The organism is Aquamicrobium aerolatum DSM 21857 (genome assembly GCF_900113935.1).
Lineage (GTDB): Bacteria > Pseudomonadota > Alphaproteobacteria > Rhizobiales > Rhizobiaceae > Aerobium > Aerobium aerolatum.
In genome coordinates this window covers 16,553-29,078 of record NZ_FORF01000020.1, presented here as the reverse complement: position 1 = coordinate 29,078, position 12,526 = coordinate 16,553, and the positions used below count along the sequence as shown (strand labels likewise).

At 61.5% G+C, this 12,526-nt stretch carries 14 protein-coding genes; 2 read left to right on the top strand and 12 right to left on the bottom strand.

Annotation, left to right across the window (positions count from 1 at the left end):
• Window positions 1-2 precede the first annotated feature (2 nt).
• From BMZ42_RS15040 to BMZ42_RS15020, 5 genes are read right to left on the bottom strand one after another with little or no spacing between them, the layout of a single operon-like run.
• On the bottom strand, window positions 3-890 hold the full coding sequence (locus BMZ42_RS15040; RefSeq protein WP_091524063.1) for a DMT family transporter: 888 nt from the start codon (window positions 888-890) through the stop codon (window positions 3-5).
• Between the two features lie 38 nt (window positions 891-928).
• Complete coding sequence (locus BMZ42_RS15035; RefSeq protein ID WP_091524060.1) at window positions 929-1,354, bottom strand: DUF1178 family protein; 426 nt, start codon at window positions 1,352-1,354, stop codon at window positions 929-931.
• Complete coding sequence (locus tag BMZ42_RS15030) at window positions 1,351-2,202, bottom strand: carbon-nitrogen hydrolase family protein (RefSeq protein WP_091524058.1); 852 nt, start codon at window positions 2,200-2,202, stop codon at window positions 1,351-1,353. Before BMZ42_RS15030 ends, BMZ42_RS15035 begins: the two co-directional genes overlap by 4 nt.
• A 14-nt stretch (window positions 2,203-2,216) precedes the next feature.
• Window positions 2,217-2,477: a glutaredoxin 3 gene (gene grxC / locus BMZ42_RS15025; RefSeq protein WP_091524056.1), complete on the bottom strand. Its 261-nt coding sequence runs from the start codon at window positions 2,475-2,477 to the stop codon at window positions 2,217-2,219.
• Between the two features lie 25 nt (window positions 2,478-2,502).
• Window positions 2,503-3,288, bottom strand: a complete 786-nt coding sequence (locus BMZ42_RS15020) for a ComF family protein (protein ID WP_244523281.1) — start codon at window positions 3,286-3,288, stop codon at window positions 2,503-2,505.
• A 72-nt stretch (window positions 3,289-3,360) separates the two neighbouring features.
• Between BMZ42_RS15020 and BMZ42_RS15015 the strand changes: the two genes are divergently transcribed.
• Window positions 3,361-4,233 carry a methyltransferase domain-containing protein gene (locus BMZ42_RS15015; protein WP_091524051.1) on the top strand — a complete coding sequence of 291 codons (873 nt, stop codon included), beginning with the start codon at window positions 3,361-3,363 and terminating at the stop codon, window positions 4,231-4,233.
• 18 nt (window positions 4,234-4,251) lie between these two features.
• Here the strand turns inward: BMZ42_RS15015 and BMZ42_RS15010 are convergent, their stop codons facing one another.
• The 6 genes from BMZ42_RS15010 to BMZ42_RS14985 form a co-directional block, all read right to left on the bottom strand.
• The gene (locus BMZ42_RS15010; RefSeq protein WP_420492477.1) at window positions 4,252-4,407 is read right to left on the bottom strand and encodes a Flp family type IVb pilin; all 156 of its coding nucleotides are present in this window, start codon (window positions 4,405-4,407) and stop codon (window positions 4,252-4,254) included.
• 182 nt (window positions 4,408-4,589) lie between these two features.
• A complete protein-coding gene (locus BMZ42_RS15005) occupies window positions 4,590-4,916 on the bottom strand; it encodes a hypothetical protein (RefSeq protein ID WP_091524049.1) in 327 nt (108 codons plus the stop codon).
• A gap of 78 nt (window positions 4,917-4,994) precedes the next feature.
• Entirely contained in the window at window positions 4,995-5,423 is a 429-nt protein-coding gene (locus BMZ42_RS15000) for a (deoxy)nucleoside triphosphate pyrophosphohydrolase (RefSeq protein ID WP_091524046.1), read from the bottom strand.
• Entirely contained in the window at window positions 5,420-6,205 is a 786-nt protein-coding gene (locus BMZ42_RS14995; RefSeq protein WP_091524045.1) for a GNAT family N-acetyltransferase, read from the bottom strand. Before BMZ42_RS14995 ends, BMZ42_RS15000 begins: the two co-directional genes overlap by 4 nt.
• Before the next feature lie 12 nt (window positions 6,206-6,217).
• Window positions 6,218-7,459, bottom strand: coding sequence for a bifunctional glutamate N-acetyltransferase/amino-acid acetyltransferase ArgJ (argJ, locus tag BMZ42_RS14990; protein WP_091524042.1), 1,242 nt, complete (start codon window positions 7,457-7,459; stop codon window positions 6,218-6,220).
• Window positions 7,460-7,487: 28 nt separating this feature from the next.
• Window positions 7,488-8,381 carry a peptidylprolyl isomerase gene (locus tag BMZ42_RS14985; RefSeq protein ID WP_091524040.1) on the bottom strand — a complete coding sequence of 298 codons (894 nt, stop codon included), beginning with the start codon at window positions 8,379-8,381 and terminating at the stop codon, window positions 7,488-7,490.
• Window positions 8,382-8,637: 256 nt separating this feature from the next.
• Here BMZ42_RS14985 and secA point away from each other — a divergent pair, with 256 nt between their 5' ends.
• Entirely contained in the window at window positions 8,638-11,361 is a 2,724-nt protein-coding gene (secA, locus tag BMZ42_RS14980) for a preprotein translocase subunit SecA (RefSeq protein WP_091524038.1), read from the top strand.
• A gap of 50 nt (window positions 11,362-11,411) precedes the next feature.
• Here secA and BMZ42_RS14975 read toward each other — a convergent pair whose 3' ends face one another.
• The gene (locus tag BMZ42_RS14975; protein ID WP_091524034.1) at window positions 11,412-12,497 is read right to left on the bottom strand and encodes a helix-turn-helix transcriptional regulator; all 1,086 of its coding nucleotides are present in this window, start codon (window positions 12,495-12,497) and stop codon (window positions 11,412-11,414) included.
• Window positions 12,498-12,526 lie beyond the last annotated feature (29 nt).

Sequence of the window (12,526 nt, the reverse complement as noted above, 5' to 3'; positions counted from 1 at the left end):
CGTCAGGCCCTGATCTGCGCCCGCGTGGTCATGGCTACGCCGGCGCAGACGATCACCGCGCCCAGCCACGTCAGCACGTGGTAGCTTTCGCCCAGAAACAGCGTTCCGGAGATGAGGCCTACGGCAGCGGCGACATAGCCGATCTGGCTTAGATAGATCGGCCCTCCAACCGCCTGCAGGCGGAAGAAGAACGCAAACATGCTGGCTGCGGAAATTACCTGGATCAGTGACAGTGCCGGAACGTCGGCAATGGCCGGGATGGATGAAGCAGTCCCGGTGACCAGCGCCAAGAGAAGCAGCATCGAAGCGGAGGCGAGATGGCTTCCTGCCGCAAGCTCGATCGGATCAGCACCCTTGGGCCAGTCCCAGGTGCGATAAACATTGCCCATCGACAGGAATACCGGCACCGCAAGGCCCATGGCTACCCAGCCAAGCGACGCCGGCTGACCCGCCTCGCCGCGCGTCATCGCCACCAGCAATGCCCCAAGAAAGCCCACCACAATGCCCGCTATTCCCAGCGCATTGGGCTTTTGCACGCGCATGGCGATGGAGATCACCATGGTCAGCATCGGCGTCATCGTGAACATGATGCCGACATAGCCGGCACCCAGATGCGGCATGGCCGAAAACATCAGAAGGTTGGGAATGGCATAGGAAAGCGCCGCCACCACGCAATAATAGCGAAGATGTCCGGGCGAAAGGCCAAGGCGACCACCCCGCAGGGTAAAGGCAGCCAGCAGCACCAGCCCGGCACCTGCTGAAATCAGCAGCGACCAGACGGTCGGCGCGACGCCGGCGGCAGCTGCCAGCTTGCCGAGCGGCAAGGTCAGTCCCAACAGCGCTCCGGTGACAACGAGAAGACTGATAGCGGAGTGCCACAGCAGATTCATGTGGAGCACCCCTCGCCTCTCGTCTCAACCACGAAAGGTCAATTCTTGTCGTCGGGAAAAACGGGAAGCGGCATGAACTCGACACCATCCTCGACGAGCGCACTTGCCTCTTCGACAGTCGCCTCGCCATAGATGCCACGCGCTTCTGTCTCTCCGAAATGGATCTTGCGGGCTTCCTCGGCGAATTTGTCGCCGACATAATCGGCGTTTTCGCGTGCCTTCTCGGCCAGCTTTCTGAGTTGCGCCAAAGCCTTGCGCTGCTCTTCACCCATCGCCAGCGCAATTGTTTCCTGTTTGCGCCCGGTCGACACAGCTGGAGCCATCAACGCCTTCTCGACCTTTGCCGAGTGACAGACCGGACAAGCGACGAATCCGCGCTTTTTCTGGGTGTCAAAGTCTTCGCTGTTGCGGAACCAGCCTTCGAATTTGTGTTCCGCGTCGCAAATGAGCGAGAAACGGATCATGACGCAATCTCCGGTACGCGTATCAACTCAACCTCGAATTCACGCGCATTCTTCAGGTTGGGAACCTTGCTGCGCGCCTGTGGAGAGGCCGCAATGTCAATTTCCGCCACCACGACGGCAGGCTCAGCGTGATCCGCTTCGGCAAGGACGCGCCCCCATGGATCGACGATGATCGAATGGCCGTAGGTCTCGCGGCCATCTTCATGCAACCCGCCTTGCGCGGCAGAAATGACGAACGCGCCATTCTCGATCGCGCGGGCACGCTGCAAGACATGCCAATGCGCCTCGCCGGTCTGGCGGGTGAACGCCGCCGGCATGGTGAGGATCTGCGCACCGGCCAGCGCCTGGGCGCGGAACAATTGCGGGAAACGGACATCGTAGCAGACGCCCATGCCAAGACGCGCAAACGGAAGATCGACAACGACCGCGCGCGTGCCCGGCTGGTAGGTTGCCGATTCGCGCCAGCTCTCGCCATTGTCGAGATCAACGTCGAACATGTGGATCTTGTCGTAGCTCGCGAGCTTGACGCCAGCGCCATCATACAACAGCCCACGGTTGGCGACCTTGCCGTCGGGGCGCGCAATAGCTGTCGAGCCGACATGAACGACGATGCCAAGCTCACGCGCCAACGCGGCGGCCTTGAGAGCCACCGGGTCTTCCGCCTCACTGCGCAACATCGCTCTCAGCGATTCCTTGTCGCGCACCAAAGCGCCGGTCATCTCAGGCGACTGCACATAGATCGCGCCCTGCGCGGCTGCGTTGCGCACCAGTTCCTCAAACGCGGCGACATTGCGCTCCAGACTGGTCGTCGAGCGCATCTGCAGGGCGGCAACCTTGAAACTGCTCATCACATAATCCTTGCTCAGGCCTGGTTCAGCAGGGCGTCGAGCTTGCCCTCGCGTTCCAGTGCATGCAGGTCATCCGACCCGCCGACATGCACATCGCCGATGAAAATCTGCGGAAAGGTCGACGCGCCGTTGGCGCGCGTAATCATTTCCTGGCGCAGTTCCGGCGAAAAGCTGGCGTCGTGCTCGGTGAATTCAACGCCCTTGCTCTCGAGCAGGCGCTTGGCTGCCGTGCTGTAGGAGCACATCATGCGTGTGTAAATTGTAACGTCGACCATGAATTCCGTCCGGTTGTTATCCGTCTCATATAGTCTCGGGATCATCAGACAGGAAGTCCCCAGGCAACACCCGTGCAAAGGTGAGCACATCCACGCCTTGCGCGCCAGCGGCCAAAATCACCTTTGTGACAGCCGAAACCGTCGTGCCGGTGGTGTAGACATCGTCGATCAGGAGCACGCGGCGTCCGTGCAGAAGGCTGCGTCGGCTTTCTGGCACGCGAAATGCTCCGCGCACATTGTCTGCCCGCTCGCGTGCACCAAGCCCCACCTGGCTGCGCGTGAAGCGAATACGCTGCACCGCGTCGGGCTCGAACGGCTTGCCGCAAAGATGAGAGAGCGCACGCGCCAGCTCCGCCGACTGGTTGAACCGGCGCAGGAAGAAGCGACGCCGATGGAGCGGGACCGGGACGATCAAATCCGCGTCGTGGATCAGATCGCCGCCTGCGCGCATCATCCAGCGCGCCATCCACGGCGCCATTTCGGTGCGGTCGCCAAACTTGAAATTCTGGACCATCTGCCGCGTAACACCGCAATAGGAGACAGCCGCCCGCGCGCGCGAGAAGGGTGGCGGGCTCGCCAACGCATCGGCGCTGACCACGCCGTCGCCAATGTCATAGAGGAAGGGCGTGCCCAATATCTCGCAGAACGGACGCTCGATGAAGCGCAGCGTCGGCCAGCAGGCCGCGCACAGGGTGCCGGGCGCATCGACCAGCCGGCGGCACCCGCCACAGACGGGCGGGAAGAGCGTTCGCGCTGCCCATTGCGATCCAGCGACGAACAGCCCCTTGAACTTGACGACGCGATCGTTCACGAGACATCCCACCCTGCCGGCACCATATCACAGATGCCGGCCAATCGGCATCAGGATACGCCGGGGAGTTGCATGGAACCTGTATTTGATCTGCAAAGCCTGGTGGCGCGCAAGCGTCGCGCGCGTCGCATTGACGACCGGGGCGCTCACTTCCTCATGCAGCGGGCAGCAGAAGACGTTGCCGACCGCCTGTCGACGGTCCAGCGCAGCTTTGGCACCGCCGCCAGCGTATTGTCGCAGACAGACGCAGCGCAAAGGATGCTGCAGCAGTCCGGCAAGGTCGAAAACATCTTCCGCGTCGAAACCGACGCTGCTCTGCTGGACGGTGACGGGCTGGTTGCACAGGATGAAATCCTGCCACTTCAACCTGAAAGCGTCGACCTCGTCATCTCGCTCTACGCCCTGCAGGAAGCCAATGATCTGCCGGGTATGCTGATCCAGATTCGACGGTCGCTGCGTCCTGACGGACTGTTTCTCGGGTGCCTTGCCGGCGCGGGCACGCTTGGCGAACTGCGCGAAGCTCTGCTGGCGGCGGAGACAGAGCTTTATGGCGGCGCCAGCCCGCGCGTCTTCCCCTTTGCCGATGTCCGCGACATGGGCGGCCTGTTGCAGCGGGCGGGATTTGCGCTGCCGGTGACCGACAGCGAAAGCGTCACGGTACGCTACGATTCGATGTTTGCGCTGATCCGTGACCTGCGTGCGATGGGGGCGACCAACAGCCTGCTGGCACGAAGCCGGAAGCCCGCAAGCAAGGCGCTGTTCCTGCGCGCCGCAGAGATTTACGCGGAACGTTTCTCCGACCCGGACGGGCGGGTTCGCGCCACCTTCTCGACGATCTGGCTGTCGGGCTGGGCACCCCACGCGTCGCAGCAAAAGCCGCTCGAACCGGGCAGCGCGAAAGTATCACTGGCTAAAATTCTGAGCCTCAAGCCGGAAGAAGAATAGGACGGCTGACAGGATCAGTCAGGGAAGCGCCGCTTCGACATTGACGAAGATTTCGCTGAGATTGCCGGCGAGGATCGTGACGACACCGATGATCGCGAGCGAAACCAATGTCCCGATCAGGCTGTATTCGATCGCGGTCGCGCCGCTCTCATCACGCAGAAACCGTTTCATCATCGGCCAATTCCCCTGTTCGGGTTCACCCGCACGTTTTGGAAAGGCTACTGGGCAAGCGATGAGGAAAGGTTAATGCAATCCGTGCATTCCTAGCGATTGTCCGCTTTTGCTAGAATCGCTTTGTTTATCCGCAATTCCGGACGCAAAACCGCTTCGCACTTTTGCTGGAATTGCTTTGGCACTCAGCAATCCCCGGAGCGCATGCCGTTTTCACGGATGATGCAGACGGAGCTTGGTGACGACTGCAGAACGCTGCGGCGAACGACATAATGGTTGCCGTTGCGCGGACCGATCGATCCGGTGCTCATCATATCAACGCCAGCGGGAAAAGGCTGGCCGGAATGCGCAATACGACGGGTCTGGTTGTCGAGAAACGGTGTGAGGAAAAGCGCCATCGCGATGGCAATCGAACCAAACAGCAGAGTAAGGCGCAGAACGCCCATGCCAGCACCACCAAGGTTCCAGCCGCGCCGCGCGCGCGGGTGCTCCCAGTCGTCACGCAATGCCATGTCCAACCCCGCCTGAGCCTCGATAATTCAATCTTTCACCATCTGTTGAAGGATTGCTTAACGATACGGCAGAACCGGTCAGAGCAGGTCGATCAGGAACGGAATCAACGGCGCGTCGGCTGGCGGCATGTCGTAGTCACGCAGCTTGTTGGGCCGCACCCATTTCAGCGCCTGATGCTCGAGCGGCTGCGGCGTGCCCCAGAAGCGACGGCAGACAAACAGCGGCATGAGAAGATTGAAGCCCTCATAGCTGTGGCTGGCGAAGGTGAGTGGCGCAAGACAGGCGGTCTTGGTCTCGATGCCAAGCTCTTCGGCCAGTTCACGCACGACGGTCTCTTCCGGCGTCTCGCCGGCCTCGACCTTGCCACCCGGAAACTCCCACATGCCGGCAAGCTGCTTGCCTTCAGGGCGCTGGGCGATCAGCACACGGCCATCGGCATCGACCAGCGCGCAGGCGGCCACCAGCAACAGCTTGCGGGGTTGTGAGGTCGGCTCGTCGATGCTCATTGGCTCTCTCCGGTCACCGGCTGGCGGTAATGATAGCGGTAGATTTCTGAAAAACCCATCGAGCGATAGAGCCCGATGGCGGTTTCGTTGTCGGCTTCGACCTGCAGCCACGCGCGACGCGCGCCTTGTGTAAAAGCCCATTTGAGCGCTGACAGCAGAGTGCGCCGGCCATAGCCGCGCCGACGCTGGTTGGCGTCGGTAGCGACTTCGAACAGCCCCGCCAGGTCGCCGTCGCGCACGCAGATGGCAGTCGAAATCGGCACGCCGGCCTGCTCGTGGACGAACAGACCCTTTTGCGACTGGATCGTGCCGATGACTTCCGAAAGGCCGGGGCGATGCTCAGGCGGCAGATTTCCGATCGAGATGGCGGCACTGATAAACCTGCCGGTGTCCTGCATCGGGATCTGGTGCAGCGCGTCGTGCAGCAGCTCTTCATCGAGGCGCACCGCCATAACCAGCGATTGCGAAAAGCGCCGCCAGCCAAGCGCGTCCAGATGCGCATCGATCTGTCCTCCCGCCAGCGGCGACATCCGGAAGGTCAGTGGGCGCCCGAAGGATTCAAACCGACGGCCCAGACGTTCGATGCGGTCGGCAAGATTGCCCTGATCGCCCGGATCGAGCGGGTTGACGGAATTCAGGCGCTTGGCGGGAAGCCCCGCCGTCAGGCGGATCGCCCAAGCGCCGTCATAGAACACCGACGTTGCCGGCCATGCGCGCGCGCCCGCCGCCTCGAAGCGACGGACGGTAGCCAGGCTGGGGCCATTTTGGGTACGATGGGTCATCGAGCCGATGCGTCAGCTCCGGTAGTCGCCGTTGATGGCAACATATTCTTTGGTCAAGTCGCAGGTCCAGACCGTGGCCTTGCCGCGGCCAAGCCCGATATCGACCCGGATGACGACCTCGTCGCGCTTCATATAGTCGGACGTTGCGTTTTCCGAATAGGCCGGATCGCGCTCGCCCTGATGTGCAACGCGAATGTCGCCGAACCAGATGTCGAGAAGGTCGCGGTCAGCCGGTTCGCCTGCCTTGCCGACAGCCATCACCACGCGGCCCCAATTGGCGTCCTCGCCAGCAACGGCGGTCTTGACCAGCGGCGAATTTGCAATCGACAGCGCAATGCGCTTGGCGGAACGCGACGACTTTGCGCCGGTGACGGTGATCTCCACCTGCTTGCGCGCGCCCTCGCCGTCGCGAACCACCTGCAGGGCAAGGTTCTTGAGCATCTTGTTGAGCGCGCGGCGGAACTGAGCCAGCCTTGCGTCCTTGGGGTCGCTGATGCGCGGCGCGCCACGCTTTTCGGCAGCCCCGGTGGCAAACAGCATCAGCGTATCGCTGGTGGATGTGTCACTGTCGACGGTGACCGAATTGAAGGTCTTGCCAACGCCCTTCGACAACATGTCCTGAAGCGCGGGCGCATCGATCGGCGCATCGGTGGCAACGAAGGACAGCATCGTCGCCATGTCCGGCGCGATCATCCCGGCACCCTTGGCGATGCCGTTGATGGTGACTTCGACATCGCCCAGCATGACCTTGGCGGTCGCATATTTGGGATAGGTGTCGGTGGTCATGATGGCCTTGCCGGCCTCGGCCCAGCCCGTCGCATCGGCCTCTTTCACCATGCCTTCGAGCAGGTGGGAGAACTTTGCCGGGTCGAGCGGCTCGCCGATCACGCCGGTGGAAGCAAGGAAAACCTCGCTCTCGCCGCAACCTGCCGCCTTGCTGGCCGCCTTGCCCGTCGCAGCAGTCGTCTCGCGACCCTTCTTGCCGGTGAACGCATTGGCGTTGCCGGAATTCACCACGAGAATGCGCGCTTTGCCGCCGGTCAGGTTCTGGCGGCAGAAATCGACTGGGGCCGAGGGGCACAGCGAACGGGTGAAGACACCCGCCGCAGTCGTGCCCTCATCGAACACCATGGCCAGCAGGTCTGTCCGACCCTTGTACTTGATCCCCGCTTGCGCGGTCGCGATGCGCACGCCGTCGATGGCGGGCATTTTTGGTTGCTTCTTGGGCGCAAGAGGAGAAATGGCGTCGGACATGGCTGCTGGTTCCGGTGAATTCAGATGATTATTCGTGATCGTGGCCGTCTTCGGCCTCGCCGCCGTCTTCGCCCTCGTCAGCGGGCTCAAGAGCAGCCTTCAGCGCAGGATCGGTAATTTCCACATTTGCGGCTTCACGCAAATTGGTCACGACCTCGAAATAGGACTGGCGCAGCAGGAGCGAACGAAACTGGCCCTGAACCTGCTCGAATGCAGGCGGCTGCTGGTCACGCTTGTCTTCAACCTTGATGACGTGGAAGCCGAACTGCGTCTTGACCGGCTCCTTGGAATATTCGCCAGCGTTGAGCGCGAAAGCTGCCGTCTCGAAATCCGGGACCATCTGGCCGGCGCCGAAATAGCCCAGATCGCCGCCATTGGCAGCAGCGCCGTCCTGCGACTTTTCCTTGGCGATCGCCTCGAAGTCGCCGCCCTTGTCGAGATCGGCGATGATCGCCTTGGCCTCTTCCTCGGTCGGCACGAGAATGTGTCGTGCGCGCACCTCCTTGGCGGGTGTCATCGCGGCGACCTGCTTGTCATACTCCGCGCGAACCGCTTCGTCGGTGACCTTGGCGGCAACTTCCTGCTCGATATAGGCGCTGTGCAGCGCACGCTGGCGCAGCACTTCCATGCGACGCTTGAAATCATCCGTGTCGGCAAGGCCCTTGGCTTCGGCTTCGGCCGACAGGAGACGGATCTCAATGAGCGCGGACAGCGCGGCAGCGCGGCGCTGCTCCTGCGGCAACTGAGCAAATTGTTGGTCCAGATCCGTCAGTGCGATTTCAAGATCTGTTTCCGTCACCGCATTGCCGTTGATGGTGGCGACCACCTTGTCACCTTGCGCGAGCGCGACACCTGCCAGCAAAGTCATGGCGGTAGCCGCGCCGATACCAACGATCGACATGCGACGGAACGGGTTATTCATTGAATGATCTCCAGGTCGAGGACTGCCGGCAAAGCGGCGACCCACGTTCAAACCAGCCAAAATGTGGCGATTTTCCGCTCGCCCGGGACTGGACGCACAGCGTTGACATCGCCGGTGCCCCCTCTTATCTGTCCTTCGACTTGGCGTCCAGAAGCGATTTTGGAGCGCTTTCCTTGGTTGCAAAAAGCCCGCGCAGGCACGGTTTGTGGGTTGTTACCGGCGCAACGTCCGGTGTTTCATTCTGAAAGGACCTTTCATGGTCAGCTTTGGCGCATTTGCCCGCAAGATTTTCGGCTCTTCCAACGATCGCCGCATCAAGGGCTTCCGTCCTCGCGTAGAGGCAATCAATGCGCTGGAAAAAGAACTCGAAGCACTGTCCGATGAAGCACTGCGGGCGCGTACCGACGCCTTCCGAAAGGAACTCGCGGAAGGCAAGTCCCTCGACGACCTGCTGGTGCCTGCCTTTGCAACCGTGCGCGAAGCTGCCAAGCGGACCCTGGGCCTGCGCCCGTTCGACGTTCAGCTGATCGGCGCCATGGTCTTGCATGAAGGCGCTATTGCCGAAATGCGCACCGGTGAAGGCAAGACGCTGGTCGGCACGCTGCCGACCTATCTCAATGCGCTCGCCGGCGACGGTGTTCATGTCGTGACCGTCAACGATTATCTGGCCAGCCGCGACGCTGCCACCATGGGCAAGCTTTACGGCTTCCTTGGCCTGACCACCGGCGTGATCGTCCACGGCATGTCGGACGAAGAGCGCAAGGCGGCCTATGCCTGCGACATCACCTATGCCACGAACAACGAGCTTGGCTTCGACTATCTGCGCGACAACATGAAGTATGATCGTGCGCAGATGGTTCAGCGCAACCACAACTATGCCATCGTCGACGAGGTGGACTCGATCCTGATCGACGAGGCGCGTACGCCGCTGATCATCTCCGGCCCGCTTGAAGACCGCTCGGAACTGTACAACACGATTGACGCCTTCATGCCGCATCTGGTCGAGGCGGACTACGAAGTCGACGAAAAACAGCGCACTGCCATCTTCACCGAAGAAGGCACCGAGAAGATGGAAAACATGCTGCGCGACGCAGGCCATCTGCGCGGCGAGTCGCTCTACGACATCGAGAATGTCGCCATCGTCCACCACGTCAACAACGCGCTGAAGGCCCATCGCCTGTTCCAGCGCGACAAGGACTATATCGTGCGCAATGGCGAAGTCGTCATCATTGACGAATTCACCGGCCGCATGATGCCAGGGCGTCGCTTCTCGGAAGGTCTCCATCAGGCGCTGGAAGCCAAGGAACACGTCAAGATCCACCCAGAGAACCAGACGCTGGCGTCGATCACCTTCCAGAATTACTTCCGCATGTACAAGAAGCTGGCCGGCATGACTGGTACGGCGCTGACGGAAGCGGAGGAATTCGGCAACATCTACGGTCTTGAAGTCTCCGAAATCCCGACCAACGTGCCGATTGCGCGTATCGACGAGGACGACGAGGTCTATCGCACGGTCGAAGAAAAGTACCGCGCGATCATTCGCGAAATCAAGGAAGCCCACGCCAAGGGCCAGCCGACCCTGGTCGGCACGACCTCGATTGAAAAATCGGAATATCTGGCCGACCGCCTGCGCAATGAAGGCTTCAACGACTTCCAGGTGCTGAACGCTCGCCACCACGAGCAGGAAGCTTCCATCGTCGCCCAGGCAGGGCGTCCCGGCGCGATCACCATCGCCACCAACATGGCAGGCCGCGGCACCGACATCCAGCTCGGCGGCAACGCCGACATGCGGATCGCGCAGGAACTGGCGGACCTGCCGGAAGGCGAAGAGCGCGATGCCAAGGAAAAGGCAATCCGCGCCGATATCGCCAAACTGAAGCAGAAGGCGCTCGACGCCGGCGGACTTTATGTTCTCGCCACCGAACGCCACGAAAGCCGCCGCATCGACAACCAGCTGCGCGGCCGCTCCGGCCGTCAGGGTGACCCCGGCCGCTCGAAATTCTTCCTGTCGCTGCAGGACGATCTGATGCGCATTTTCGGTTCCGACCGGATGGATTCGATGCTGCAGAAGCTCGGTCTCAAGGAAGACGAAGCCATCATCCACCCCTGGATCAACAAGGCACTGGAAAAGGCGCAGAAGAAGGTCGAGGCGCGCAACTTCGACATCCGCAAGAACCTGCTCAAATATGACGACGTGATGAACGACCAGCGCAAGGTCGTGTTCGAGCAGCGTCTTGAGCTGATGGACGGCGGCAATCTCAGCGGCACCGTCGCTGACATGCGCCAGGACGTCATCGACGACATGATCGCCAAGTTCATCCCGGAAACGGCCTATGCCGAGCAGTGGGATCTTGACGGCCTCAAGGAAGCGGTTGTCACCAACCTCAACCTCGACCTGCCTGTGCACGAATGGGCAGCCGAGGAAGGCATCGACGAAGAGCAGATCCACGAGCGCGTGACGCAGGCCGCCAACGCGGCTGCCGCCGACCGCGCCGAGCGCTTCGGCCCGGACGTGATGGCCTATGTCGAAAAATCGATCGTCTTGCAGGCGCTCGACCATCTGTGGCGCGAACATCTGGTCAATCTCGACCATCTGCGCTCGGTGGTCGGTTTCCGCGGCTACGCCCAGCGCGACCCGCTGCAGGAATACAAGACCGAAGGGTTCGAGCTGTTCCAGGCGATGCTTGGCAATCTGCGCCAGGTCGTCACCTCGCAGCTGATGCGCGTTGAACTGGTGCGCGAGGCTGCCGATGCCCCGCCGCCGCAGGCCCCGTCCGACATGCGCGGCCAGCATATCGACGCCACGACCGGCGAAGACGACTTCAACGAAGGTGGCGTGGCGCTGGCAGACAATCGCGTCGTGCCAGCCGAAGAGCGCGATCCGGAGAACCCATCGACATGGGGCCGGGTCGGGCGCAACGAAGCCTGCCCATGCGGCTCAGGCAAGAAGTTCAAGCACTGCCACGGCGCATTCGGCTGATATCGGGCTATCTGCTACGCTGATGGACCCGGTTCATCAGCGTAGGGTGCTCACATTCCGGCAGGAACGATCTGGGTCAGAAGACGCGCCAGTTCCGCCTGCCGGTGACAACCGGTCTTGGCGAACACGCCCTTGAGCTGGGTGCGAACAGTGCCCGGCGTCTTGCCATCCTCAAGCGCGATCTCTTCAATGCTCTGAGCCGAGGCAATACGCGCTGCAAGCGAGGCCTCCATCGGCGTCAGATCGAACAACACCTGAAGAAGCGAATTCGAGCGAATCGGGTTCTGTGTGGCCTTGGTCAGGATCAGGATCGCTGAAACCTGATTGAACACGTCGCGCGCGCTTTTGCGAACCGGCACGACATGCAGCACCGCTGGCAGGCCGTCCGGCGTCCCGCTCAATACCGGGATGGACTGCACACCTGCATTGAGCGTTTGCGCCAAAGCCTGCTCCAGCTGCAGATTGGCACGCGCATCGTGCAGCGCAACACGATCGCTGCCGCGCGTCGTCAGATACTGGCTCTCGTCGTTGAAAATCCGATTGGCAATCAACACCGAGCCCGATCTGGAAACCCCGCACGCCGCCATGCCTATCGCCTCGAGCGTCTCGACGGCGGTTCGCGTGCGCTCAAACGACAGTCGCGTTGACAGAAGCGCGGCGCGGGCCAGATGCGGCCTGATCATGTCGAGCTGGCGCACCACATCGGACGAGACCGGGCCGTCACCGTAGTGTCCCTCGGAGTGCACCACCACCATGTCCCCATCTGGCAAGGCGAGCTTGGTTCCGACTGCAAAGCCGAAGCCATTGGGAATCAGAAATTCCTGATAGAGCGGCTCGCGATCAATCTCTTCCTGGGTCAGGAGATCGTAGTCGGTGACAAATCCATAGGGCTCGGCCGCCGCCAGACGGCTGGTTCGCTGATTGCCCGGATAAAGATCATAATGCGCCGCCACGGCATCATGCGCCGTCGATTCTGACAGAATCCAGTGCGGCTCATCCTCCCGCACCGCCACCGCGACGGTCCATGCTGTCTTGGAAAGTCGCGAGATCTGCTCAAGGACATCTGGCCACAACTCAGGGACGATAGACGCCTCATAGATGCTGTCGATAAGCATTGATGGATCGACCTTCGCCATCGATCCTCCCCAAGCAGAAATCAAGTTTG

What these genes read in the sequence shown, in the direction of transcription:
- BMZ42_RS15040 (WP_091524063.1), bottom strand. Translation starts at nt 890, where the DNA reads ATGAATCTGCTGTGGCACTCCGCTATCAGTCTTCTCGTTGTCACCGGA.
- BMZ42_RS15035 (WP_091524060.1), bottom strand. Translation starts at nt 1,354, where the DNA reads ATGATCCGTTTCTCGCTCATTTGCGACGCGGAACACAAATTCGAAGGC.
- BMZ42_RS15030 (WP_091524058.1), bottom strand. Translation starts at nt 2,202, where the DNA reads ATGAGCAGTTTCAAGGTTGCCGCCCTGCAGATGCGCTCGACGACCAGT.
- grxC (WP_091524056.1), bottom strand. Translation starts at nt 2,477, where the DNA reads ATGGTCGACGTTACAATTTACACACGCATGATGTGCTCCTACAGCACG.
- BMZ42_RS15015 (WP_091524051.1), top strand. Translation starts at nt 3,361, where the DNA reads ATGGAACCTGTATTTGATCTGCAAAGCCTGGTGGCGCGCAAGCGTCGC.
- BMZ42_RS15010 (WP_420492477.1), bottom strand. Translation starts at nt 4,407, where the DNA reads ATGATGAAACGGTTTCTGCGTGATGAGAGCGGCGCGACCGCGATCGAA.
- BMZ42_RS15005 (WP_091524049.1), bottom strand. Translation starts at nt 4,916, where the DNA reads ATGGCATTGCGTGACGACTGGGAGCACCCGCGCGCGCGGCGCGGCTGG.
- BMZ42_RS15000 (WP_091524046.1), bottom strand. Translation starts at nt 5,423, where the DNA reads ATGAGCATCGACGAGCCGACCTCACAACCCCGCAAGCTGTTGCTGGTG.
- BMZ42_RS14995 (WP_091524045.1), bottom strand. Translation starts at nt 6,205, where the DNA reads ATGACCCATCGTACCCAAAATGGCCCCAGCCTGGCTACCGTCCGTCGC.
- argJ (WP_091524042.1), bottom strand. Translation starts at nt 7,459, where the DNA reads ATGTCCGACGCCATTTCTCCTCTTGCGCCCAAGAAGCAACCAAAAATG.
- BMZ42_RS14985 (WP_091524040.1), bottom strand. Translation starts at nt 8,381, where the DNA reads ATGAATAACCCGTTCCGTCGCATGTCGATCGTTGGTATCGGCGCGGCT.
- secA (WP_091524038.1), top strand. Translation starts at nt 8,638, where the DNA reads ATGGTCAGCTTTGGCGCATTTGCCCGCAAGATTTTCGGCTCTTCCAAC.
- BMZ42_RS14975 (WP_091524034.1), bottom strand. Translation starts at nt 12,497, where the DNA reads ATGGCGAAGGTCGATCCATCAATGCTTATCGACAGCATCTATGAGGCG.